Here is a 23676-nt window from a genome sequence, read left to right as displayed (position 1 = left end):
TCTATGAGACTGCTCTTTTTTGGCACGCCGGACTTTGCAGTTCCATCCCTTACTAAGATTGCAAAAGAGTTTAATGTGGTTGGCCTTGTGTGCCAGCCCGATAAGCCTTCTGGAAGAGGTCAAAGGCTAACACCACCCCCTACTAAAATGGTGGCAAAAGAGCTGGGTATAGAGGTATTTCAACCGGAGAAAAAGGCTCAAATAATACCAATTGTGGAAAGTTTAAAGCCCGATTGTATAGTGGTGGTGGCCTACGGCAAGATTTTGCCACCGGAGGTTATAAACTACCCAAGGTATGGCTGTATAAACCTTCATGCGAGCCTTTTGCCAGCTTACAGAGGCTCTGCGCCAATACATAGGGCTTTAATGGCAGGAGAGAAAAAAACAGGAAATACGGTGATGCTTATGGACGAGGGTATGGATACGGGTGCCATCCTTTCTCAAGAGGAGGAAGAAATTCTGGAAGAGGATAACTTAAAAACCCTTTCTGAGAGGCTTTCCCGAAGGGGTGCAGACCTTTTGGTAAGAACTTTAAAAGACTGGTTTAAAGGGAAAATAGAACACATTCCACAGGATCACAAAAGGGCTACTTACGCACCACCCATTCAAAAGGAAGAGTATAGGATATGCTGGAAGGCACAAGCGGAAAGTGTAAAAGATAGGATAAGAGGCCTATACCCAGATTGCCATACCTTTACAGAAAAGGGAGAAAGGGTAAAGGTTTTGAAAGTTAAAGTGGTTCAAGGTGAGGGAAGTCCGGGAGAGGTTTTGGATAGAAAAAGGCTTATAGTGGCTTGTGGAGAGGGTGCGGTAGAAATTTTAGAGCTTATATCTCCAAAGGGAAAGCTTATGAGCGGAGAGGAGTTTATGAGAGGGTATAAGGTTGAAAGGTTTTATTAGCTCCACAGCTTTCCAAAGACTTCCAAAGGCATGTTAGGCTCAGGGTTTATGTCATCTGGAACAGTTATACCTCTTTTGAACCTCTCCATGCCCGCATAGGCTATCATCTGGGCGTTATCGGTAGAGAGCTTGGGATGTGGAATGTAAAGCTCAAACCCAAGCCTTTGTGAAAGCTCGGAAAATCTTTTCCTTAGCTCCGAGTTTGCAGAAACTCCACCTACTATTACAAGCCTTTTTATACCAGTTTTTTCCATAGCAAGAAGGGCCTTCCTTTCTAAGACATCCATCACCGCCTTTTGAAAAGAGGCAGAAAGATCTTCCTTTGAGTAGCTTCCCTCTTCTATTATCCTCCTTACTGCAGTTTTTAGACCACTAAAGGACATATTCAAACTATCATCCTCTATCATAGGCCTTGGAAGGCTATACACAGGCCTTCCTTCTTTGGCCAGTTTGTCTATTATTGGGCCTCCGGGATAGCCAAGTCCCATAAGCTTGGCAGTCTTATCATAGCTTTCTCCTACCGCATCATCAAGAGTTCCACCGAGGAAGGTGTATTTCCCAAAGTCCTCCACAAGGTAGAGGTCCGTATGTCCTCCGGAGACTATGAAGGCAAGGAAGGGATATTCTACAGGCCTTTCAAGAAAAACGGAATATATATGACCTTCCAGATGATGCACTGGCACCAAGGGCTTTTTAAGGTAGTAGGCCAGGGCCTTGGCAAAGCTCACACCTACCACAAGGGAGAGTATCAAACCAGGTGTTAAAGTAAAAGATATAAAATCTATCTTTTTTACGTCAAAGCCTGTGTCCTTTAAAAGTTTGTCAAATAGAGGTAAGAGGTTCCTTGTATGCTCCCTTGCAGAAAGCTCTGGAACCACGCCACCGTAAGGAAAATGCACCTTAGCTTGAGATAGGATAATATCTCCTATTACTCCTTTTTCATCCGAGTATATACAAAGGGCCGTTTCATCACAAGAAGTTTCAACCGCCAGTGTGTGCATAGTCTCTACCGGTTTTTATTATCTCCATGGCCTTACGAAGCTGAGGGTCAAGGGATGGTTCAAGAACAAGGCCAGTAGCACCATGAAGCTTTTTCTGCCTTATGAACTCTTGCAATTTTTCTTCCTCTTGTTCACTCATCTTTACTTCCACATCTGGTTGTATGCCTTTCTTGTCTATAAGTCTTCCGAGGGGCGTGTAATAATGGGCTATGGTTAGCTTTATAGCAGAACCATCTTCAAGAGGGATTATATTTTGAACAGAAGCCTTACCAAAGGTCTTTTCTCCTACAAGTATGGCCCTCTTATGGTCCTGGAGGGCGCCAGCTACTATCTCGGATGCGCTGGCAGAACCCTTGTTTACCAAAACTACTAAAGGCATATTTTCTGGCATAAGGGGCTTCCTTCTTGAGAAATATTTATTTACCTCTCCCTTCTTGGTTTTTGTATACACTATCAACTTGCCTTCCTTTATGAACAGTTCTGAAACATTTATAGCTTCCGTAAGGAGACCTCCTGGGTCATTTCTTAAGTCCAAAATTATGCCCTTTACACCTTGAGCTGTTAAGCTCTTAATAGCTTTCTCCATTTCTCTTCCCACACCATCTGTAAACTGAGAAAGCCTTATATAACCAACATCCCCAATTTTCGTCCATTTAACACTTTCAACCTTTATTATGGCGCGTTCTAATTCAACTTTGAGTGGTTTATCCAAGCCCTTTCTTACAATTGTAAGAGTTACCTTTGTGCCAGGCTTCCCTCTTATCTTTCTTACAACATCCATAAGGGTCATGTTGGAAGTATCTTCTCCATCTATTTCTACTATTATGTCTCCAGCTCTAATACCAGCTCTAAAAGCCGGTGTGCCTTCTATGGGCGATATAACTATAGGTCTTCCTTTCTCCATACCTATTTCTATTCCCACGCCACCAAACTCTCCTTCAGTTTCTTGTCTAAACTCTTTATATTGTTCCGGCGTAAAGAAGGCAGAAAAAGGATCAAGGGACCTCATCATACCATTTAAGGCCCCATATATAAGGTCCTTTGTGCTTACATCACTTACATAGTTCTCCTTAACAGTCTTAAAAACGTCGGTAAAGAGCCTAAAATACTTATAATCATCCTCAGGCCTATTGGCTTGAGATGCACCAGCATTTCCAAGAAGAAAACCAGCTACAAATGTAGCAATCAAAAGGCTCAGGAGCTTAAAGCTTCTCATGGTTTCTTGTCCTCCGTTTTAATAAATATAGCCTTTACATCGCGGAGATAAAAACCAGCTTCACCAACATTGGACTTAGCCTTACAATAAGTGTTTGAAGAAAGACTATATTCTTTTGAGCTGCCATTTTTAAGTTGAACTTTTATCTTTAATTGGTCCCCTTCTTGAGAAAGAATCTCTATACTCTTTACATTAGATGGGTCTACAGAATATTCAAGGCTACCTTCTTTTACCTTTAGATAGGGCTTACCCCCACATATAAGACCTTTTAGATGGTGCTTTACACCTTTATTATCTTCTACCTCCACACTTAGACCTTTGTCCTTTATAGGTTCAGCCATGGATAGTATAAGTGGTATAAGCATATACAACTTCTTCATACTTCTAAATTATACTCCTATTCTAAAAATCAAGGTCAAGGTCATCCTCCGAAAACTCTTCTTCTATATCTGGTTCGTAGCTTTCTACATGGCTCATGCTTGTAGCCATAAGAGGTTTAAAGCTTGCCGTATCTTTTAGGAATGCTACCTTTACTATTCCCGTAGGTCCCTGTCTTTGCTTTGCTACTATGATTTCCGCTATGCCTTGTTCTTCTGGCGACGGGTTCTTTTTGTAATACTCTGGCCTGTGTATAAAGATTATTAGGTCTGCATCTTGTTCAATCTGTCCGCTTTCTCTAAGGTCTGCCAGCTGGGGCCTTTTGTCCGACCTGTGTTCCACTTGACGGGAAAGCTGGGCGAGAGCAACCACCGGGATAGAAAGCTCTTTGGCAAGGGCTTTGAGGTTTCTGGAGATCTCCGCCACCTCTTCTTGACGGGAAGACCTTCTTGTAGTCGGTCTAAGAAGTTGAAGATAATCTACAAAAACTACCTCCACACCTCTTTCTTTTTTTAGCTTTCTTGTTTTTATCCTTAGGTCTGTAGTGGAAAGGCTTGGCGTATCATCTATAAAAATGTCGCATTTTATTAGCTCAAGGGCAGAAGTTTTAAGCCTGTTCATATCTTCATCGCTCAAAAAGCCACGCCTGATATTTTGAAGAGGCACACCGGAAAGCAAAGATAAGGCTCTCATTACAAGCTGTTCCTTGCTCATCTCCAAAGAATAGATAACTACAGGTATCTTCTCTACCATTGCCATATGGATAGCCATAGAAAGCATAAAGCTACTCTTTCCCATTCCGGGCCTTGCAGCCACTATTACAAGGTCCGATGGATGAAGGCCTGTAGTTAAAGTGTCAAGGTCAAGAAAGCCTGTTGGTATTCCGGTGATTAGCTTTTCTTGCTTTTTATATCTTTCTATAATATCAATTACATCTCTTACTACTTCTCTTATATGCCAATACTGACTAATAGTTTGCTTTTCGGATATCTCTATGAGCTTTGTATTCAAGTATTCAAGTAAATTGGTGAAATCCGGTTCCTGTTTAATGCCTTTTAATACATTCAAAGAAAGCTCCATAAGCTGTCTTAGACCAGATTTTTCCTTTACATTTCTTATTGCTTCTTCCAAAAGACTTCCAGTAGCCGCTTCTTCAACGAGAGAATATATAAAAGAAAGGTCAATCTTATCCTTTAACCCTCTTTTTTCTATGTATTCTTTTAAGACTATATCATCCCAATCCTTGCCTTTATCTTCCCATAACTTATATAGAACAGAAAAAAGCAATCGGTGGGTTTCAAGGTAAAAGTCTTCCTCCCGTAGATACTCAAGGACTGTGGGCATATTGTCTGGGTCTGCAATAATTGCACCAAGTACTGCCCGTTCGGCCAACTCATCATAAGGCGGTTCAAGGTCTGGTATCATAGTCTATAAGTTATTCCCCTCTCCTAAAAAGGCAGTAGCTTCTACCTCAATAAGGGCGCCGAGTGGAAGATGGCTCACCTCTACCGTAGTTCTTACAGGCTTTACCTTTACATCCTTAAAAAACTCTTCGTAAAGCTGGTTAAACTCACCAAAAAGGCTTAAATCCTTGAGATAAACTACCATCCTTACTATACTCTCTTTCCCTGCGCCTGCGGCCTCAAGTATGGCTTCTATGTTTTTAAAAATCTGTTGTGCCTGTTCTTTAAATCCTTCTTTTAACTTCCCTGTATGTGGGTCCAAGCCTATCTGACCGGATAGGAAAAGGAAACCACCTACCATAATTGCCTGAGAGTATGGACCTACGGGCTTTGGAGCCTTTTCTGTATATATGGGGGTCATGGTTTATATTTTAAAGCATGCTCACCACAAATTTTATAGAAAGGAGCTATCCTCCGCAGAAGGTAGAAAGGGGTTCTCTTATCTTCTCAGAGGGCAATGTTTGCTCTGCGGTTCCCTTTGTGAAGGATGGAGTTCTAAAGGTTTACCTCATATCCCAATCGGGTAGGGAGCTTACCCTCTATAGGGTCCTTCCAAACCAGATGTGCATTATTGCCATGCTTACCGCATATTCTAAGGGTGAATACCCCGCCTATAGGGTGGCTGAGGAGGATTCTTATGTTTGTATGATACCTTCAGAGGTTGCTATAAGGTGGTTTGAAGAAAACCATTGGTGGCGTTCCCTTTTTATGAGGGTGCTTTCGGAAAACCTTTTGAACCTTATGGCTATGCTTAACTCCATGTTATCGGAGAGCGTTAGAGAAAGGTTAATAAGCTACCTGCTTTCATGTTCAAAAGATGGGTCCTTGATTGAAAAGACACACGAGGAGATAGCCAAGGATATAGGCAGCGTAAGGGTGGTGGTTAGCAGGGTCCTAAAGGAGCTTGAAAGGGAAGGGTTTATAATCCTGCGCCGAGGCGGATTGTTTATAAAGGACCATGAGGCCTTAAGCAAGCGGGCGGACAGAGCCCGCCTTTAGCCTACCTTGTCCATACAGAAAAGACAAAGTCCTTATCCTTTACCTGAGAATGACAGGAATGGCAGTCTTTTGCCATATCCTTGACTAAGCTGTTGCCCTTCCCATCGTAGGCAAAATAACCCCAACCATTGGTGGACTTATACCTTTTGCTATCCTTTACCATAAAAGCCTCTATCCTCTTGGCTCCCTCCACATATGCACCATTATCAGGCACATGCTCATAAAAAACTATGGCTATAACCGACCCATCGGGAAAGGTCCTTCTACCATCATTTTTTATTGTGTTAAGCCCCTTATGGTTCACATAAACATGGTGGATACCGCTAAAGGGGTTAAAGAGGGGATGTTTTTGGTCAAAGATGATCATACTTTTCACATGATTCCAGCTTCTGTACTTTTCTGGGGCCACCTTAAAGGACTCTCCAAACACAAAGCTAGAGCTTGCCGCTAATGCCATAGCTAAAAACTTCTTCATAATGACACCTTCTTTAGGGTTTTGAGTATATTTTGGGATGAGTTTATGGAATGATCTGCAACAAAGTTACAAATAAAACCTTTTGGTAAGCTGGATAAGAAATTCCTTTTTATAGTAGTATGATGCATAATGCCCATTATGGCAGGTTCCAAACTTGCCCATTATTGCAGATGCGCGTCGGTCTGACCTACATTTTAATTTCTAACCCGTATAAAACTACAAATAAAACCTTTTGGTGTAAAACCTCCTTGCCAAGAAATAGCCAACAAAAAAGCCCCCAATATGGGCAAACCATGCCACACCACCCATGCCCGCAAGGGGTAGTGTGATAAGACCATTTATGATTTGTATGAGTATCCACATGCCTATGAAGAAGACCGCAGGAAGTTCCATAAAGGTAAGGAAGAAAAAGACAGGAACAAGGGCCAGTATTCTTGCATGGGGGAACATCCAAAGATACGCGCCAAGCACACCGCTTATGGCACCGCTGGCACCTACCATAGGGATTTCCTCACCGCCAAAAAGAAGGCTAACAAGGGTTTGAATGATGGCCGCTCCAAGCCCAGAAAGGATGTAAAAGATAAGATACTTTACTCTGCCTAGCCTGTCTTCTACGTTGTCTCCAAAGACCCACAAAAACCACATGTTGCCTATTATGTGTAGCCAGCTTCCATGAAGGAACATATGAGTTAATAAAGATTGGGGCCTTTCAAAAAGGTAAGCAGGCACAAGCCCATATTGATAGATAAAGGCTTGAAGCTCCTCATCCGATAGGCTAACTTCATATAGCCATACCAAAGAACAGATTATTATTATGCTTAGATTAACTATGGGGAAGCTTCTATGAGGATTTATATCCTTTATTGGTATCATGCCAATAGTTTAAAATCTTTATGGTGCTGATTGCAAGAGGTATAAGGAAGTTTTTTAAAAAGAGGGAAGTGTTAAAGGGCATTGACTTAGAGCTTAAAAGGGGGGAGATAGTAGGCCTTTTGGGTCCAAACGGTGCGGGTAAAACCACACTCTTTAACTGCCTTGTGGGCTTTTTGCCGGTGGATGGTGGAAGGATAGAGCTTGACGGTGAGGATATTACCCATATGCCAGCCCATAAAAGGGCGAGAATGGGTATAGCCTTTTTACCACAAGAACATACCCTTTTTGAAGACCTAACCGTGCTGGAAAACCTCCTCATATTCCTTGAGTTTTTTGAAGAAGGCAGGGAGAGCCAATTGGCAAGGGCTGAGGAGCTTTTGGGAGATTTTGGACTTTTGGAGTTAAAAGACCAAAAGGCTGGAAAACTTTCGGGAGGTCAAAAAAGAAGGCTTGAGGTGGCAAGGGCATTAATTCCTAAGCCGAAGTATATCTTCTTTGATGAACCCTTTACGGGTATAGATCCTATTATGATCTCCGACATTAGGTCCATGATATTTAAGTTAAAGCACCAGAATATAGCGGTGCTTATAACAGACCACAACGTAAGGGAGACCATAAGGATGGTGGATAGGGTCTATATAATCAGCGACGGAAGTATTTTGGCGGAGGGGGACCCCCATGAGGTAAGCAAAAGGAAAGATGTAAAAGAGGTGTATCTTGGAATGGATTTTAGTTGATAAGGCTTATAATCAAAAACTATGAGGAGAATTGTAAGCCCTATAAACCTTAGAGAAGACCGCCTGCCACCGGGTCAAAGGTGGATCTCTGCGCCTATAGTCTATGATATAGTGGATGAGGTACCCCAATGGGACATAAACAGCTATAGATTTAAGGTTTTTGGCCTTGTGGAAAATCCTATTGAACTAAGCTATGAGGAACTTCTAAGCATGCCCTCTGTGGAGCTTGTGGCAGATTTTCACTGCGTTACACGTTGGAGTGTAAAGGAAATACTCTGGGAAGGTGTGCAAACTTCTTACATTTTGGACCTTGCCAAGCCAAAGGCCAATGCCAAGTATGCCCTCATCCACTGCCTCGAAGGCTACACAACCAATTTGCCACTTGAATATCTCTACTATGAGGACAGCATACTGGCATATAAGATGTATGGAAAGCCCATACCATTGAGGCATGGCTATCCTCTTAGGCTTGTGGTGCCAAGGCTATACGCATGGAAGAGTGCCAAGTATGTGTGGGGAATAGAGCTGTTAGAAGTAGATGTTCCCGGCTTTTGGGAACAGAGAGGCTACAACATGAGAGGAGACCCATGGAAGGAGGAAAGGTATTGGTAAGACTAAACAGGTACCTTTCTATGTGTGGTGTGGCCTCAAGAAGAAAGGCAGACGAGCTTATATTGCAGGGAAGGGTAAAGGTAAACGGTCTTGTGGTGAAGGAGTTTGGCTGGAGGGTGGACCCAGAAAGGGATGTGGTGGAGGTGGATGGAAAGGAGGTAAAGCCACCAAGGTATAGATACATAATCCTTTACAAGCCTTGCTGTTATCTTACTGCTCTGGGTGAGAGCAAAGATGGTAAAAAGACCATACATGAGCTTATAAAGGACATACCAGAAAGGGTATATCCTGCAGGTAGGCTTGATTACAATGCGGAGGGCCTTTTGCTTCTTACCAACGATGGAGAGCTTGCCAACAGGATAATGCATCCAAGGTATAAGCTTCCCAAGACTTACTTGGTGTGGGTTGATGGAAAGGTGAGCGAGGAAGAGATAAGGGCCATGAAAAAGGGAGCAAAGCTTGAAGACGGCTTTGCCAAGCCAGATAGCGTTAAGCTTGTCAAGCACGAAAAGGACAAAAGCCTGCTTGAGGTGGTTTTCCATGAGGGAAGAAAGCACATTGTAAAGAGGTTTATGGCCCATTTTGGGCATAAGGTGCTTAGGCTAAAGAGGGTTGCCATTGGACCAATAAGCTTAGGAAACCTAAGGCCGGGGCAGTGGAGAGACTTAAAAGAGGAGGAGATAAAAAGGCTAAAAAAGCTTCTTGGAATGGAAGGCCTTAAGGGGGTATAATATGGAGGGCTTTTTGAAGCTTTTGGCTATCTTACTTACCTTTTTCTTTATCTTTATGTTTTTGCTTGGAATTAACATTAAAAGGAGAGCAAGGAAGATGCAAGGAAAGGAGTTTGAGGCAATAAAAGACGGTATAGTCTATTTTTACTCGGAGAGGTGCGGAGCCTGTAAGATGATGAAGCCGGAAATAGAAAAGTTAAAGGAGAAGGTGAAAGTCTTGGAAATGGATGTGGCAAAGCCAGAGGGCTACAAGATGGCCCAAGAGCTTGGTATCTTGGCAACGCCCACTACTTTGGTAGTGAGGGATGGTATAATAAGAAAGGTCTTTGTAGGTGTGGTTAAATCTGAAAGAATACTGAAGGAGGTATAAGCCATGCGCTTTTTCCTTGATACTGGCAACGTGGATGAAATAAAGCAAGCCCTTGAATGGGGCATATTGGACGGAGTTACCACAAACCCAACCCTTATAGCAAAAACAGGAAGGCCATTCCTTGAGGTGGCTAAGGAAATACTAAGCCTTGTGGATGGGCCTGTGAGCCTTGAGACGGTCTCAAGGGATGCAGAGGGTATGGTGAAAGAAGGAAAGATGCTCGCCGAACTGGGGGACAATGTGGTGGTAAAGATACCCATGACGCCAGAAGGTATGAAGGCCGTTCAAATCCTTGAGTCGGAAGGCATACCAACCAACGTAACCCTTGTCTTTTCACCAGCCCAAGCCCTAATTGCAGCAAAGGCGGGTGCAAGCTTTGTCTCTCCATTTGTAGGTAGGATAGATGATATTTCCGGAGATGGTATGAAGCTTATAAGGGATATAATGCAGATATTTAACAATTACGGGATAGAGGATACGGAGGTTATAGTGGCCAGCGTAAGGCATCCCATGCATGTGGTAGAGGCGGCCCTCATAGGCGCAGATATATGCACTATGCCCTTTGAGGTGATGAAAAAACTCTTCCAGCATCCACTTACCGATAAGGGAATAGAACTTTTCCTAAAAGATTGGGAAAAGGTGCCGGGAAGGCCCTTTTAAAGTTTGCCCCCACTTAAAAGCCTTAAAAGGTCGTTTATCATAACAAAGCTTGCAAGGGCTATTATGATGGCGTAGCCCGCCTTTATCCATATTTCCTTGAACTTTGGAGACAGAGGCTTTCTTCTTATAGACTCCATAAGGAATAGCAATATAAGGCCACCGTCAAGGACAGGTAGAGGGATAAGGTTAAATATGGCCAGCTGAACGGAGATAAAAGCCATCATACCTATGAAAGGAAGGATGCCTTGCTGGGCAGATTCTCCTGCAAGCTGGGCTATGGCTATGGGCCCTCCAAGGGTCTTTATAGAAAGCCCGCCGGTTATAAGCTGCCATAGGGCTTTGAGGGACAAAAGGCTAAGCGTATAGGTTTTTTCCACACCTTCAACGAAAGCTTTATGTATGGGTTCTTTCACCTTAACCCTCTCTATGTGTGGTGCGATGCCAAGTATGGGTGTGCCACTCCTCCCATCCATTCTCGGAACCACTGTTTTTTCTTCAATAACTCCCTTTCTTTCAATGGTTAAGGTGATGGGGTTTCCCTTTGATTGTCTTATATAACTTACAAGCTCATACCACCCCTTTACATCCTTTCCGTTTACTTTGAGAATTTTGTCTCCTTCACGTATACCTACCTGAAAGGCAGGACTATCCTTTGCCACAAAGCCTACAACGGCTGGGATTAAAGGCTCTGCACCAAAGCTGGAGACCCCGTTTAATCTTTCCTTCAAATAAAGGCTTATCCTTTTCCCATCCCTTAGCACCTCTACCCTCCACTCTTTGGCGAGTACGTTATCAAGAACAACCTTTTCCACATCCTTCCAGCTTTCCACCCTTTTTGAGTTTATCTCCAGAATAAGGTCGCCTTCCCTTATGCCCAGCTTTTGCGCCAAGCTGTTTTCTACCACATAACCCACTACAGGCTTCTCATAAGAATATTTGGGAACCTCCCTTCCAATGGCAAAAATAAAGGCAAAAAGTAAGATGGCAAGGATAAAGTTAAAAAGAGGTCCTCCAAAGGCTATAAGTATCTTTTGCCACCCTGGCTTGGAAGAAAAGGCCCTTGGGTCCTTTATCTCTTCCTCCTCACCATAGAGCTTTACATAACCACCCAATGGAAGGGCAGATATTCTGTATTCTGTCTCACCAAGTTTTTTACCAAAAAGCACAGGACCAAAGCCTATGGAGAATATCTCCACCTTTACACCAAAGAGCTTTGCCATCAAAAAGTGGCCAAGCTCATGGAACCACACCAAAACACCTATCAAAACCAAAAAGGCCAAAAGGTATTCCATCTATTCCTCCTTTAATATCTTAACTATCACCTTCCTCTCCCTTGGGCCATCAAAGTCTGCAAGGAATATGGCCTCCCAAGTGCCAAGCATAAGGTCGCCGTTCTCTATGGGTATTATTCTTGAGTTGCCTATGATGGCACTCCTTATATGGGCAGCGGAGTTGCCCTCCGAGTGGGCATAGTTGTCTCTCCAAGGCACAAGCTTTTCAAGGGAGTAGGCTATATCCTTTATCACATCTGGGTCCGCACCCTCGTTTATAAAGATGCAGGCTGTAGTATGTGGTGTGTATACAAGACATAGGCCAGACTTTACACCAGAGGCTCTAACTAACTCTCTAACTTGATTGGTTATGTTTACAAAGCTTGTATGCTTGGTAGTCCTTACCTTAAATACCGCCATCTTACTTCTGTGATATCTTAAAAATACACCTTTCGTGGCCTTGCGCTCTACATGCTACTTCTTTTATGCTGTACTTCTTTTCAAGCAGTTCGCTCAAAAAGCCTTCAAAAAAGCCAGCCATAGGCTCGCATACAGGCTTTTTACTTTCACCTACAGCCTCCACCAGTATGGACCCATCCACCCTTATCTCCATCTTATCCAGGTCATACTCAAAAACGTCCAAAAGCCTTGAGGACTCGGCTATGACTGTAAGCACCTCAAGGGCCTCGTCAAGCCTGTCTGTGTATATGCCATACCTTTCCTTTAGTATCTTTGCACCTTTCCTCCCACCAAGCTCTGTTGCCTTCTTAATAACCCTGTCTATGCCAAGCCTGCTAAGCTTGTAAATATCCTTATATCCATCCACAAGGGCTGCACGATGCACCAAAACCGACTCTCTTTCTATAGCTTCCGCAAGGGCCCTAAACTTATCCTTTAAATATTCCATCCCATACTCCTAAGTTTTTGTATGCCTTCTTGGGATATTTTATCCTTGCTCCACGCAGGTTCAAATACAAAGTTTACCACAACATCCTTAAGCTCTGGGAAGTTTTTTAGTATATGGTCCCTTATGTGCTGGGCAAAAAAGCCTTTGGCAGGGCAAGAGGGAACGGTTAGAGTCATGTCTATGTGAGCCACACCATCCTTTAAATACACACCATAAACAAGCCCAAGGTTAACAATATCTATGGGTATTTCAGGGTCCCATATCTCTTTTAACTTTTCTAAAATTTCCAATTCCTTCATTTTGAATAAATATAGGCCTTTTCCCAATCCAATGCAGTTTTTATGATAAATCCCAAGTCATCATACCTTGGTTGCCATTTCAATATCTCTTTGGCCTTTGTGTTATCCGCTATAAGGGCTGGTGGGTCTCCTTCCCTTCTTGGTGCATAGACCACCTTAAAGTCCACACCAGAAACCTCTTTTACTTTTTCTATCACCTCAAGCACCGAATAGCCTTTGCCGTAGCCTATGTTGAATACATCACTTTCTCCGCCGCTTATAAGATATTCCAAGGCTTTAAGGTGGGCCTCGCATAGGTCCATAACATGCACAAAGTCCCTTATGCATGTGCCATCGGGTGTGGGATAGTCTGTGCCAAAGACCTCAAGGTAGGGTATCTGGCCTGTGGCCACCTTTACTGCCCTAAGGATAAGATGGGTTGGTTCTTTGCTAACCTGTCCTATTTTGCCTTCTGGGTCTGCGCCAGCCACATTAAAGTATCGGAGTATAGCATACCTTATACCACTAAGGGGAGCAAAATCCTTTATGGCCCTCTCTGCAAATAGCTTGCTCCAGCCGTAGGGGTTTATAGGTATAGTTGGGTCCTCTTCCTTTACCGGCACGCTTTTGGGAATGCCGTAAACGGCCGCAGTGGAAGAGAAAATAAGGTATTTAACACTGGCCCTCTCCATGGCTTGTAGAAGGTTCACAGTTCCCATAAAGTTGTTCTCATAGTATAGTAAGGGCTTTTTTACGCTTTCTGGCACCTTTACCTTTGCGGCAAAGTGAATTACGGCCTGTGGCCTAAAGTCCAAAAGCACCTCCTCAAGGGCCTTGTAGTTGAGAAGGTCCACAACCTTTAGGTCTCCATACAAAACGGCCCAAGAGTTTCCCTCCGATAGGTTATCCACCGTGAGAACCTCATAGCCCCTTTCTCCAAGAAGCTTTACCATATGGGAACCTATGTAGCCCGCGCCACCAGTTACAAGTATGCGCATGGCTATATTTTAACCTTCTTCCAAGCTTTCCGCTAAATAGTCTGCCAAGTGCATGACCTCTTGGCCTGTTTTGTGCTTTTTAACTCCATCCTTTAAGTTCAAAACACAGCCTGGACATGTGGTAAGCACCACATTAGCCTTTGTTTTCTTAAGGTCCTCTATCTTTTCCCTTTGTATCTGGTCTGACATTTTAGGGTTTGTTATGGAAAAGAGACCTGCAAAGCCACAGCAAGACTTGTCCTTTTCCGCCTTTTTTACCTCATCGCCTTCAATCCTCTCCATTACTCCATAAAAGACCTTATCGCTTACCTTCATGGCGCTGTATGAGTGGCAAGGCACATGGAAGGTTAAGCTATTTCCAGAACCTTTAAACTTTAAAGGGCTTTCAAAGACTATCTGGGCAAAGTCATAGACAGGCTTGGAAAGCTTATAATCCTCTTGTAAGGCTCCACCGCAAGTGGGACAGGCCACCACCACCGCATCAAACTCATACCTTTCCATCTCCCTTAGGTTGTGTTCTTTTAGCCTTTCAAAGGCCGGCAAGTTTCCAGAGTAATAATGGGGCGCTCCACAGCATCTTATATCCTCCGGCACTATAACTGTGTAGCCAGCCTTGTTCATAAGCTTTATAACGTTTTCTCCAGTCTTTCCATAAAAGGCGTCAATCATACAGCCTGTAAAGAAGAGAAGTTTTCCCTTCTCCTTTTCCGCCTTGAAGACCTTTCCTCTTAGGCCAAAGGCTTTTGCTGTAGGCTTTGGCATAAACTTTACAGCTCCTGTGGGAAAGGGTGTTTTTACCTCTGTAAAGGGTAAGGGTTCTAAGAGCTTCCCAGCAAGCTTTATAACTTTCCTGCCAGCGTTAGATTGCATAAACTCAAGGGCTTTTAGGCCAAGGCCTTTTATGGTGCTTTCTCCAAGGCTTTCCCTTTGTATATTCCTTGCATGAACCAATATTTCTTTGTATTCCACATTGTTGGGACATATCCATTCACAACGCCTACACATGGCGCAAGCATCCCACTGCTTGGAAACCTCTCTTGTGAGGGGCAACTCTCCCTTTACCACCATCTCGGCAAGGGCAAGCCTGCCACGGGCAAAGCCACCTTCTTCCTCTATGTAAGGGTATGTGGGACAAACAGATTTACAAAGGCCACACTTGACGCATTTTTGGGCAAGGTCCATAGGAATTTCTATAAACTTCTCCATAGTCTTAGTAAATATAGGATTGTTTTGTCGTGGTTAAGTTGATAAAAAACAGATTATAATTTATATCCTTAGCGGGTGTGGCGGAACTGGCAGACGCGCAGGACTTAGGATCCTGTGGGCATTAGCCCGTGAGGGTTCGACTCCCTCCACCCGCACCAAAAAAAGGAGGTTTTTGGTATATGAAGGTAAGCGTAGAGGATAGGCAAGGATTGTTCAAAAGCTTAAGGGTGGAAGTAGAAGGTGATATAGTCAGGTCTGCCCTTGATGAGGTTTATAACTACCTCAAAGAAAACGCAGAGGTGGAAGGTTTTAGAAGGGGCAAGGCTCCTTTGTGGATAATAAAGGCAAAGTTCAAAGACTATATAAAAGAAGAGGTGGGTAAAAAGGTGGCAAACGCCACCCTCGCCAGTGCAATACAAGAAAGTGGCCTAAGGCCTGTGGCAGACATATTCCTTGAAGAGGTAGACTTTCAAGAATCCGACCAAAAGGTAAGCTATAGCGTGTCCTTTGAGGTACCGCCAGAATTTGAGCTGGCAAACCTTGAAGGGCTTGAGGTGGAGATAGAAAAGATAGAGTTTAGTGAAGACTTGGTAAAGAAGAAAATAGAAGAACTAAGAGAAGAACATGCCCTATGGGAGCCAGTGGAGAGAGAGATAAAGGAAGGCGACCTTGTGGTGGTGGATTACAAGGTGGAAGACATGGAAAGCGGTGAAGTTACGGAAGGCGAAACATCGGCCATAGTGGGCCTAAGGACCTTTAGAGAGGAGATAGAAAAAGAGCTTGTGGGTAAGAAGGAAGGGGATTCTTTTGTATTAGAAGACCTTACCCTTTATGATATGGAGGGCAAGCCCGCCGGAAAGGCCAAGGTAGAGATAAGGATAAAAGGGGTAAAGGAGAAGGTACTTCCAGAAGTAAACGATGACTTTGCCAAAGAATTGGGCTTGGGAGAAACTTGGGCAGAGGCCGAAGAGAAGATAAGGCAAGAAATAAAGGCGCAGATAGAGAAGATAAAAGAGGATGTAATAGAGAACGCCGTGGCCAAAAAGCTCTTGGAATTGCATGAGTTTAGCGTGCCTCAAACACTCTTGCAAAGAGAACTTTCCCATCTTTTGCAGATGAGGGTTTCCTACTTGTCCCAGCTTGGCATAGATACAAGGTACCTTGACTATAGGTCAATGGCTCAGGAGCTTACACCCCAAGCCATCTCAAACATAAAGCTAAGGTATATCCTTGACAAGTACGCCCAGCAAAAGGGCATACAGGCGGAGCCTCAGGAGATAGAAAAGAAGATAGAAGAACTGGCCCAACAGTATGGAAGGTCCCCAGAAGAGATGAAAGAGTTCTTCCAAAGGGAAAATCTTCTTCACGTGCTTGAGGAGGACATAAGGAGGGAAAAGGCTTTAAGGGATATAGTTTCAAAAGCAGTGGTAAGAGAAAAGGAAAAGGAGGAAAAGGATGAAAATACTTGACCAGCTTGTCCCAATAGTTATTGAACAAACTCCAAGGGGCGAAAGGGCTTACGATATATACTCAAGGCTCTTACAAGACAGGATTGTGCTTCTTGGCTTTCCCATTGACGACCATGTGGCAAACCTTATAGTGGCACAGCTTCTTTTCTTGGAAGCCCAAGACCCAGACAAAGATATATACATGTACATAAACTCACCGGGAGGCTCTGTTACAGCAGGCATGGCCATATACGATACTATGCAGTACATAAAGCCCGATGTGGTTACCATATGCCTTGGTCAGGCAGCTTCCATGGGTGCCGTTCTTCTTTCTGCGGGTGCAAAGGGCAAGAGGTATGCCTTGCCACATGCAAGGATAATGATCCACCAACCCTTGGGTGGTATATCGGGACAAGCAACGGATATAATCATACATGCGGAGGAGATAAAAAGGATAAAGCAGATGCTTAATGAGATCCTTGCAAAGCACACCGGCCAACCATTGGAGAAGATTGAAAGGGATGTGGAAAGGGATTACTTTATGTCTGCCTACGAGGCTATGGAATACGGAATAGTGGATAAGGTGATAGAAAAGAGGAGCTAAGATGGTAAAGAAAAAACAGGAGAATTATTGCTCCTTTTGTGGTAGACCTCAAAGCGAGGTCTTGGTCCTGATAGCTGGACCCAACGATACCTTTATATGCGACCGATGCGTGGAGGCATGCAACGTAATAATAAAGGAACAGAAAAAACACCTTGTTCAAAGCTTTTCAAAAGACCTACCCACACCCGAGGAAATAAAAAGGGAGCTTGACCAGTATGTAATAGGCCAGGAAAGGGCAAAGAAGGTGCTTTCTGTGGCCGTTTACAACCACTATAAGAGAATAAGGGCAAAGGAGCTTGGGCTTAGCCTTGACGATGTGGAGATAGAAAAGAGCAACATACTCCTTATAGGTCCAACCGGTTCTGGCAAGACCCTTTTGGCAAAGACCCTTGCAAAGATATTGGATGTGCCTTTTGCCATAGCGGATGCCACCACCCTAACAGAGGCGGGTTATGTGGGTGAGGATGTGGAAAACGTGCTTGTAAGACTTTTACAAAACTGCGGGTATGATGTAAAGGCTGCCCAAAAGGGCATAGTATATATAGATGAGATAGACAAGATAGCCAAAAAGTCTGGCATAAACCCATCCATAACCCGTGATGTCTCCGGCGAGGGTGTTCAGCAGGCCCTTTTAAAGATATTGGAAGGCACCATTGCCAACGTGCCACCACAGGGAGGGAGAAAGCACCCTCACCAAGAGTTTATACAGGTGGATACTACCGATATTCTCTTCATATGCGGTGGAGCCTTTGTGGGCCTTGAGGAGATAGTAAAGCGTAGGCTTGGTAAATCTGTGGTTGGCTTTGAGGCTGAAATAAAGAAGTTTGAAAGCCATGAAAACCCACTTCATTTTGTAGAGGTGGATGACCTTGTGCATTTTGGCCTAATCCCAGAGTTTGTAGGAAGGCTTCCCGTTATAGCGGTGCTTGACGAGCTTACAGAAGAAGAGCTTGTAAGGATTTTAGTAGAACCCAAAAACGCCCTTGTAAAGCAATATAAAAAGCTCTTTGAGATGGAAGGGGTGGACCTTGAATTCACTGAAGATGCTCTTGTAGAGATAGCCAAAGAGTCCATAAGGAGAAAAACCGGTGCCAGAGGCCTAAGGGCCATAATGGAAGAAATTATGCTGGATGTTATGTTTGAAATTCCTTCTCTCAAAGATATAAGGAAGGTGATTGTAAGCGGAGAGGTGGTAAGGAAAAAGCTAAAGCCCACCTACATAATGAGGGAGGCAGTATAAAAGTGTGTTATCATTATAGCAGGAGGAATAAATCATGAAAAAATACCTTTTTGCTTTGCTCCTTGCTTCAAGCTTTGGCTTTGCCCAGCAAAAGTTTGTCTGCGTTGACCCTAACAGGATACTCTCAGAATCCCAGCTTGTAAAGGCAAAAGAAAGCCAACTTAGGGAAAAGGTGCAAGAATACCAAAAACAGCTTGACCAGATAAACAAAAGGCTTGAGGATTTGAAAAAGCAGATAGAAAGCAAAGGCATAGCCCAAAACGTAAGGGAGCAGAAGATAAAAGAATACCAAAAGGTAGAATCGGAAGGGATGGAACTTCAGCAAAAGGCCCAAAAGGAACTTATAGAACTAAAGAATAAACTGGAACAAGAAGTTATAGAAAGAGTTAGGAAAATATCCGAAGACATAGCAAAAACGCAAGGATATACCGCCGTTTTGGATTGTGGTGCCTTTGTTTATATAAGCCCAGACATGGATATAACCAAGGAGGTCATCCTAAGGCTTGACCAGCAAAAATGAAGCTCAAGGAGCTGGCAGAGCTTATTGAAGGCGAGCTTTATGGTGATGAAGATTTTGAGTTCCTTAGTTTGGCTTCGCCAGAAAGGCCTAAGGATAGAAGTGTAATCTTCCTTCAAGATTTAAAGGCCTTAGATAGGCTAAAAGGCATGCATGTGGCCTTGGTTCTTTCCGAAGAAGTGGATTTCCCCAATTACATAAAGGTAAAGAATGTAAGGTTTGCCCTTGCTAAGTTTTTAAGCCATCTTTATCCAGAAAGGCATCCTTCTGGCGTGTCGGAAAAGGCACATATTGAAGAGGGGGTGTATATAGGTAAGGATGTTTACGTGGGTCCCTTTGTTTATGTGGGAAAAGGTGCGGTTCTGGAGGATGGAGTAAAGATATATCCCTTCTGCTATATAGGTGAAGGAGTGAGGATAGGCAAAAACAGCGTGCTTTTTAGCGGAGTTCATGTATATCCGGGATGCCATATAGGTGAAGGTGTAAGAATACATAGCGGCTCCGTAATAGGAGCCGATGGCTTTGGCTATTATGTGGGAAAAGAGGGCATATTTAAGCTAAACCACATAGGCAAGGTAATAATTGAAGACTTTGTGGAGATAGGAGCCAATACATGCATAGATAGGGCGCTCATTGATGAGACAAGGATAGGGAAGAACACAAAGATAGACAACCTTGTGCAAATAGGGCACAATTGCCACGTGGGTGAGGAAAATATGATCGTTTCTCAAGTGGGCCTTTCTGGTAGTGTAAAGACTGGCAAAGGCGTTATTTTGGCAGGTCAGGTGGGAGTGGCAGACCATGTGGAGATCGGCGATGGAGCCATAGTTTCTGCCAAGGCTGGAGTGTCAAAAGACCTACAAGGTGGAAAGGTCTATGGAGGCGCCATTCCTGCTATGGAATGGTCCAAATGGAAAAGGATATACGCCTATATTTTAAGACTTCCAGAACTTTTTAAGGAGAGAAGGCATGAGGATAAGGATAGCCCATAGCCCCGATTCGGACGACGCCTTTATGTTTTATGCCCTAACCACAGGGAAAATAGACACAGAAGGCTTCCAGATAGAGCATGTGCTTGCAGACATTGAAACATTAAACAGGGAAGCCCTAAGAGGAACTTATGAAATATCTGCCATATCCTTCCACGCCTATCCTTACGTGGCGGACAAATACTGGGTGCTTCCCAGCGGCGGAAGCGTTGGAGAAGGCTACGGGCCTATAGTGGTATCAAAGCAAGAGCTAAATAGCCTTAAGGGCAAAAGGATAGGGGTGCCTGGAAGGCTAACCACAGCCTTTCTTGTTCTAAAGCTTTATGAGCCAGACTTTGAAGAGGTGGTAATGCCCTTTGACCAGATACTTTTGGCAGTGCAGGAAGGCCGTGTGGATGCAGGGCTTGTAATCCATGAAGGGCAGCTAAGCTACGTAGATAAAGGTTTGAAAAAGATAGTGGACCTTGGCCAGTGGTGGCAAGAAAAGACAGGCTTGCCTTTGCCCTTGGGCTGTAATGTGGTAAGAAAAGATCTTGGTACAGAAAACATAAGGAAGATAGAAAGGCTTATGAAAGAAAGCATAAGATATGCCCTTGAACACAGAGAAGAGGCCCTACAGTTTGCTAAGGAATACGCCAGGGATATAAAGGAAGATATGGAGAGAACCAACAGGTTTGTTGGCATGTATGTAAACCACAGAACCCTTGATTATGGTGAGGATGGAAGGGAGGCCGTAAGGCTTTTGTTAAAATTGGGCATAGAAAGAGGTATAATAAAAGCTGATATGCCTCATACAATTTTTAGCGATGAGGTGGTAAGCTAATGGCTATGCTATCGGAGGAGCTTTTAAAAAAGTTAAAAGAACACGCCGAATACTTTCCAAGGAAAGAACAGGCCATCTTACTGTGCCTTCATGAGGTTCAAGACTATTATGGACATATACCAGCCTTTGCTCTGGAAGAGGTGGCAAAGATACTTGAAGTGCCGCTAAACCATGTGGAAAACGTGGTGTCCTTCTATGATATGTTTGATAGGGGTGAGCCTGCAAGGCATAGGATAAGGGTTTGCGTAAGCGTGGTATGCAACCTTATGAACTCACAAAAGGTGCTAAAGGCAATAAAAGAACTTTTGGGTATATCCTTGGGTGAGACTACAAAGGATGGAAGGTTTAAACTTATAGGAGTGCAGTGTATAGGAGCCTGCTCCGAGGCTCCCTGTTTTATGATAGATAACGATACCTATAAATTTGAGTCAAAGGAGAAGCTAAATGAGGTCCTATCCCGTTATACCTAACATATACGCAGAAACTACGCTTAATTTGCTTTTGAAGAGGGCCAAAAAGCCTAAAGTACATAGTATAGAGGAGTACCTACGGGACGGTGGCTATCAAGCCTTGGAAAAGGCTCTCAACATGGACCCAATGGAGATAATAGAGTGGGTGGACAAAAGCCAGCTAAGAGGTAGAGGTGGTGCGGGCTTTCCAACGGGAAGGAAGTGGAAGTTTGCTGTGCAAAACCCAGCTCCAAGGTATTTGATATGCAACGCAGACGAGTCTGAGCCTGGAACTTTTAAGGATAGAATACTGATAGAAAGGGACCCACATCTGCTTATAGAAGGTATGATAATATCCGCCTACGCCATAGGGGCAAACCAAGCCTTTATATACATAAGGGGAGAGTACCCAGCAGGCTATTACATACTAAGGGATGCCATAGAGGAGGCAAAGAAGAAGGGCTTTTTGGGTAAAAACATCTTGGGCTCTGGCTTTGACCTTGATATTTATGTAGCAAGGGGTGCAGGTGCCTATATATGCGGAGAGGAAAGCGCCCTTATAGAATCCCTTGAAGGCAAGAGGGGCTTCCCAAGGATAAAGCCACCCTTCCCCGTGCAGTATGGCCTCTTTGGCAGGCCTACAGTGGTAAACAATGTGGAGACCTTATGTAATATACCTATAATAGTTGGCATGGGTTGGGAAGAGTACAGATACATAGGTCCAAGCGACTATCCAGGTCCCAAGCTCTTCCCTATAAGTGGAAAGGTAAAAAAGCCCGGCGTTTATGAGCTTCCTATGAATACTACTTTAAGAGAGGTTATCTTCAAGTATGCAGGCGGAACCATTGGAAACAAAAAGGTAAAGGCTGTCTTCTCTGGAGCTTTGGATTGCTTCTCTGCCGATGAGCTGGATACGCCAATGGACTATTCACCCTTTGGTTTTGGTGGAACTGGAACGGTAATAGTACTAACGGAAGAGGATGATGTGGTCCAAGCCTGCCTTTGGGTTGCAGAGTTCTATGCCCACGAGAGCTGTGGCCAATGCACACCTTGTAGGGTTGGTACCCATGAACAAGCCATACTTCTTGAAAGGATACTTCACCACCAAGCCAACGAGAAAGATTGGGAAGGCTTTAATTTTGTGAACTCTCACATACAGCCCACTTCCATATGCGGTCTTGGGGCTGTGGCCGGCAGGCTTATAAAACAGACCATGCAAAAGTTTCCAGAAGAGTGGGAAAAGTATAAGAAAAGTCTTCAGGTAAATGTATGAGGCTTTTGGCCCTTCTTTTCCTTATCGCCTTTGCCTTTTCTCAGGAGCCTTCTGGACAGTGTCAAAACAATCCGCTAAAGGATAAAGAATACTGCAGATACTTTTGGGCTTTATGTAAAAACCTTGGTATAAAAAGGCTTGAGGCCATTAAATCCTGCCTTGAAAAGAGCCAATCTTATGATGATGGTGTAAAGTGCTTTGAAAGGTCCTGGATTGAGGACCTATTTTCAAGGTAGTCGTTGTAGAAAAAAATCCTTGGGACAAAATCTATGGAAGAGCTATGCATAAAAAAACTTATAGAGGTGGGGAAGCTCTTGTATGTAGAAGGCCTTGTGGATGCAAGGGCGGGAAATTTATCTTGTAGTTTGGGTAATAGGCTTATAATCACCAGAAAGGGTAGCCATTTGGGTAGGTTGAGAAAAGAAGACTTTATCAAAATTCCACTATTTGAAAGGCACATATTGGAAGATAGAGCTTCCTCCGAGCTTGTAGTGCATAGGGAGATTTATATAAATACTAACCATACTTGCGTAGTGCATGCCCATCCCATAAGCGCCGTTATACTTTCTTTTACGCACGATGTTATAGAACCAATAGATTCTGAAGGGATGGACCTTATAGGTCCCATAAAAGTCATACCACCTTATCCCTCCGGCACAAAAGAATTGGCAAAAGCCGTATCAGAAGTCTTAAAAAATTCTAAGCTTGTCATAGTTAGGTCCCACGGTGTATTTTCTGTGGATAAGGACCCATTTTATGCTTATTCTCATATTTCTGTTTTGGAGCGTTCCTGTAAAATACTTCTCTATGGAAGAGGTAAGCTATAAAGGCTGTAAAATACCAAAGGACCTATATTACGATATAGAAAACCAAGTTTGGTATAGGCTTGAACCAGACGGCACTGTGGTGGTAGGAGCTACCGATATAGGACAGACGAGAGCTGGAAGGATGGTAAACGTAAGGATTAAGGCAGTTGGAAAACATGTGCCAAAGGGCAAGCCCATTGCCAGCTTGGAAAGTGGAAAATGGACTGGTCCAGTACCTGCAGTGATAGAAGGTGAGGTGGTAGAAAGAAACGAAGAACTCTTTGACACGCCAGACCTAATAAACGATTATCCTTATACAAAAGGTTGGATAGCAAGGCTAAGGCCCACAAACCTGGAGAGGGACCTAAAGGACCTTGTCACTGGCGAAGAGGCTGTGCAAAGGATGAAAGAGTATATAGATAGGGAAGGGGTGGAGTGTAAAGGACAATAAG

General features: G+C 43.7%; 31 protein-coding genes and 1 tRNA gene. 19 read left to right on the top strand and 13 right to left on the bottom strand.

Annotated elements, in window-relative coordinates:
- Positions 1–3 precede the first annotated feature (3 nt).
- Positions 4–900, top strand: coding sequence for a methionyl-tRNA formyltransferase (gene fmt, locus ACZ5GB_RS06590; protein ID WP_464326434.1), 897 nt, complete (start codon positions 4–6; stop codon positions 898–900).
- Here fmt and tsaD read toward each other — a convergent pair.
- Genes tsaD through ACZ5GB_RS06565 form a run of 5 tightly spaced genes read right to left on the bottom strand, consistent with a single transcriptional unit; the run spans position 897 to position 5319 of the window.
- Positions 897–1901: a tRNA (adenosine(37)-N6)-threonylcarbamoyltransferase complex transferase subunit TsaD gene (tsaD, locus tag ACZ5GB_RS06585; protein WP_464326433.1), complete on the bottom strand. Its 1005-nt coding sequence runs from the start codon at positions 1899–1901 to the stop codon at positions 897–899. The genes fmt and tsaD overlap by 4 nt on opposite strands.
- The gene (locus tag ACZ5GB_RS06580) at positions 1882–3117 is read right to left on the bottom strand and encodes a S41 family peptidase (protein WP_464326432.1); all 1236 of its coding nucleotides are present in this window, start codon (positions 3115–3117) and stop codon (positions 1882–1884) included. Before ACZ5GB_RS06580 ends, tsaD begins: the two co-directional genes overlap by 20 nt.
- Positions 3114–3497: a hypothetical protein gene (locus ACZ5GB_RS06575; RefSeq protein WP_464326431.1), complete on the bottom strand. Its 384-nt coding sequence runs from the start codon at positions 3495–3497 to the stop codon at positions 3114–3116. Before ACZ5GB_RS06575 ends, ACZ5GB_RS06580 begins: the two co-directional genes overlap by 4 nt.
- Positions 3498–3519: 22 nt before the next feature.
- Positions 3520–4920 (bottom strand): replicative DNA helicase, encoded by a 1401-nt coding sequence (dnaB, locus tag ACZ5GB_RS06570; RefSeq protein WP_464326430.1) that lies wholly within the window; start codon positions 4918–4920, stop codon positions 3520–3522.
- A gap of 3 nt (positions 4921–4923) precedes the next feature.
- Positions 4924–5319: a RidA family protein gene (locus ACZ5GB_RS06565; RefSeq protein ID WP_464326429.1), complete on the bottom strand. Its 396-nt coding sequence runs from the start codon at positions 5317–5319 to the stop codon at positions 4924–4926.
- A gap of 17 nt (positions 5320–5336) precedes the next feature.
- On the opposite strand from ACZ5GB_RS06565, the gene ACZ5GB_RS06560 reads away from it, so the two are divergent.
- Complete coding sequence (locus tag ACZ5GB_RS06560) at positions 5337–5957, top strand: Crp/Fnr family transcriptional regulator (RefSeq protein ID WP_464326428.1); 621 nt, start codon at positions 5337–5339, stop codon at positions 5955–5957.
- Between the two features lies 1 nt (position 5958).
- Here ACZ5GB_RS06560 and ACZ5GB_RS06555 read toward each other — a convergent pair whose 3' ends face one another.
- The gene (locus ACZ5GB_RS06555; RefSeq protein WP_464326427.1) at positions 5959–6432 is read right to left on the bottom strand and encodes a cytochrome P460 family protein; all 474 of its coding nucleotides are present in this window, start codon (positions 6430–6432) and stop codon (positions 5959–5961) included.
- Between the two features lie 216 nt (positions 6433–6648).
- Entirely contained in the window at positions 6649–7305 is a 657-nt protein-coding gene (locus ACZ5GB_RS06550) for a rhomboid family intramembrane serine protease (RefSeq protein ID WP_464326426.1), read from the bottom strand.
- A 20-nt stretch (positions 7306–7325) separates the two neighbouring features.
- On the opposite strand from ACZ5GB_RS06550, the gene lptB reads away from it, so the two are divergent.
- From lptB to fsa, 5 genes are read left to right on the top strand one after another with little or no spacing between them, the layout of a single operon-like run.
- A complete protein-coding gene (gene lptB / locus ACZ5GB_RS06545) occupies positions 7326–8042 on the top strand; it encodes an LPS export ABC transporter ATP-binding protein (RefSeq protein WP_464326425.1) in 717 nt (238 codons plus the stop codon).
- Between the two features lie 21 nt (positions 8043–8063).
- Positions 8064–8654, top strand: a complete 591-nt coding sequence (locus tag ACZ5GB_RS06540; RefSeq protein WP_464326424.1) for a sulfite oxidase-like oxidoreductase — start codon at positions 8064–8066, stop codon at positions 8652–8654.
- Positions 8630–9385: a pseudouridine synthase gene (locus tag ACZ5GB_RS06535; protein ID WP_464326423.1), complete on the top strand. Its 756-nt coding sequence runs from the start codon at positions 8630–8632 to the stop codon at positions 9383–9385. Before ACZ5GB_RS06540 ends, ACZ5GB_RS06535 begins: the two co-directional genes overlap by 25 nt.
- Position 9386: 1 nt before the next feature.
- Positions 9387–9755, top strand: coding sequence for a thioredoxin family protein (locus tag ACZ5GB_RS06530; RefSeq protein ID WP_464326422.1), 369 nt, complete (start codon positions 9387–9389; stop codon positions 9753–9755).
- A 3-nt stretch (positions 9756–9758) separates the two neighbouring features.
- Positions 9759–10415, top strand: a complete 657-nt coding sequence (gene fsa, locus ACZ5GB_RS06525) for a fructose-6-phosphate aldolase (RefSeq protein WP_464326421.1) — start codon at positions 9759–9761, stop codon at positions 10413–10415.
- On the opposite strand, the gene rseP is transcribed toward fsa, so the two are convergent.
- From rseP to ACZ5GB_RS06495, 6 genes are read right to left on the bottom strand one after another with little or no spacing between them, the layout of a single operon-like run.
- Entirely contained in the window at positions 10412–11707 is a 1296-nt protein-coding gene (gene rseP, locus ACZ5GB_RS06520; RefSeq protein WP_464326420.1) for an RIP metalloprotease RseP, read from the bottom strand. The two genes, fsa and rseP, sit on opposite strands and share 4 nt — an antisense overlap.
- The gene (locus tag ACZ5GB_RS06515; RefSeq protein WP_464326419.1) at positions 11708–12106 is read right to left on the bottom strand and encodes a secondary thiamine-phosphate synthase enzyme YjbQ; all 399 of its coding nucleotides are present in this window, start codon (positions 12104–12106) and stop codon (positions 11708–11710) included.
- Between the two features lies 1 nt (position 12107).
- Positions 12108–12593, bottom strand: coding sequence for a V4R domain-containing protein (locus tag ACZ5GB_RS06510; RefSeq protein WP_464326418.1), 486 nt, complete (start codon positions 12591–12593; stop codon positions 12108–12110).
- Complete coding sequence (locus ACZ5GB_RS06505; RefSeq protein WP_464326417.1) at positions 12581–12892, bottom strand: metal-sulfur cluster assembly factor; 312 nt, start codon at positions 12890–12892, stop codon at positions 12581–12583. The genes ACZ5GB_RS06510 and ACZ5GB_RS06505 overlap by 13 nt, the downstream gene beginning before the upstream one ends.
- Positions 12889–13869 carry a UDP-glucose 4-epimerase GalE gene (gene galE, locus ACZ5GB_RS06500; RefSeq protein ID WP_464326416.1) on the bottom strand — a complete coding sequence of 327 codons (981 nt, stop codon included), beginning with the start codon at positions 13867–13869 and terminating at the stop codon, positions 12889–12891. Before galE ends, ACZ5GB_RS06505 begins: the two co-directional genes overlap by 4 nt.
- A gap of 9 nt (positions 13870–13878) precedes the next feature.
- Positions 13879–15075, bottom strand: coding sequence for a (Fe-S)-binding protein (locus tag ACZ5GB_RS06495; protein ID WP_464326415.1), 1197 nt, complete (start codon positions 15073–15075; stop codon positions 13879–13881).
- Between the two features lie 71 nt (positions 15076–15146).
- On the opposite strand from ACZ5GB_RS06495, the gene ACZ5GB_RS06490 reads away from it, so the two are divergent.
- The 12 genes from ACZ5GB_RS06490 (at position 15147) to gcvH (ending at position 23675) form a co-directional block, all read left to right on the top strand.
- A tRNA-Leu gene (locus ACZ5GB_RS06490) sits at positions 15147–15233 on the top strand.
- Positions 15234–15254: 21 nt separating this feature from the next.
- Positions 15255–16544 carry a trigger factor gene (gene tig / locus ACZ5GB_RS06485; RefSeq protein ID WP_464326414.1) on the top strand — a complete coding sequence of 430 codons (1290 nt, stop codon included), beginning with the start codon at positions 15255–15257 and terminating at the stop codon, positions 16542–16544.
- Positions 16531–17127 carry an ATP-dependent Clp endopeptidase proteolytic subunit ClpP gene (gene clpP / locus ACZ5GB_RS06480; protein WP_464326413.1) on the top strand — a complete coding sequence of 199 codons (597 nt, stop codon included), beginning with the start codon at positions 16531–16533 and terminating at the stop codon, positions 17125–17127. The genes tig and clpP overlap by 14 nt, the downstream gene beginning before the upstream one ends.
- A gap of 1 nt (position 17128) precedes the next feature.
- Positions 17129–18367 (top strand): ATP-dependent Clp protease ATP-binding subunit ClpX, encoded by a 1239-nt coding sequence (clpX, locus tag ACZ5GB_RS06475; protein ID WP_464326412.1) that lies wholly within the window; start codon positions 17129–17131, stop codon positions 18365–18367.
- A gap of 34 nt (positions 18368–18401) precedes the next feature.
- The gene (locus ACZ5GB_RS06470; protein ID WP_464326411.1) at positions 18402–18887 is read left to right on the top strand and encodes an OmpH/Skp family outer membrane protein; all 486 of its coding nucleotides are present in this window, start codon (positions 18402–18404) and stop codon (positions 18885–18887) included.
- Complete coding sequence (gene lpxD / locus ACZ5GB_RS06465; protein WP_464326410.1) at positions 18884–19876, top strand: UDP-3-O-(3-hydroxymyristoyl)glucosamine N-acyltransferase; 993 nt, start codon at positions 18884–18886, stop codon at positions 19874–19876. Before ACZ5GB_RS06470 ends, lpxD begins: the two co-directional genes overlap by 4 nt.
- The gene (locus ACZ5GB_RS06460; RefSeq protein ID WP_464326409.1) at positions 19854–20696 is read left to right on the top strand and encodes a menaquinone biosynthesis family protein; all 843 of its coding nucleotides are present in this window, start codon (positions 19854–19856) and stop codon (positions 20694–20696) included. Before lpxD ends, ACZ5GB_RS06460 begins: the two co-directional genes overlap by 23 nt.
- Complete coding sequence (nuoE, locus tag ACZ5GB_RS06455; RefSeq protein WP_464326408.1) at positions 20696–21166, top strand: NADH-quinone oxidoreductase subunit NuoE; 471 nt, start codon at positions 20696–20698, stop codon at positions 21164–21166. Before ACZ5GB_RS06460 ends, nuoE begins: the two co-directional genes overlap by 1 nt.
- On the top strand, positions 21141–22418 hold the full coding sequence (locus ACZ5GB_RS06450; protein WP_464326407.1) for a complex I 51 kDa subunit family protein: 1278 nt from the start codon (positions 21141–21143) through the stop codon (positions 22416–22418). Before nuoE ends, ACZ5GB_RS06450 begins: the two co-directional genes overlap by 26 nt.
- Positions 22415–22654 carry a hypothetical protein gene (locus tag ACZ5GB_RS06445; RefSeq protein WP_464326406.1) on the top strand — a complete coding sequence of 80 codons (240 nt, stop codon included), beginning with the start codon at positions 22415–22417 and terminating at the stop codon, positions 22652–22654. The genes ACZ5GB_RS06450 and ACZ5GB_RS06445 overlap by 4 nt, the downstream gene beginning before the upstream one ends.
- Positions 22655–22687: 33 nt before the next feature.
- Complete coding sequence (locus ACZ5GB_RS06440; protein WP_464326405.1) at positions 22688–23245, top strand: class II aldolase/adducin family protein; 558 nt, start codon at positions 22688–22690, stop codon at positions 23243–23245.
- Positions 23226–23675: a glycine cleavage system protein GcvH gene (gene gcvH / locus ACZ5GB_RS06435; RefSeq protein ID WP_464326404.1), complete on the top strand. Its 450-nt coding sequence runs from the start codon at positions 23226–23228 to the stop codon at positions 23673–23675. The genes ACZ5GB_RS06440 and gcvH overlap by 20 nt, the downstream gene beginning before the upstream one ends.
- Position 23676 lies beyond the last annotated feature (1 nt).

The sequence above is a fragment of the Hydrogenobacter subterraneus genome, from assembly GCF_055390195.1.
Note: the sequence above shows the minus strand (reverse complement) of the source record. Positions and strands in the feature narration are given on the sequence as shown.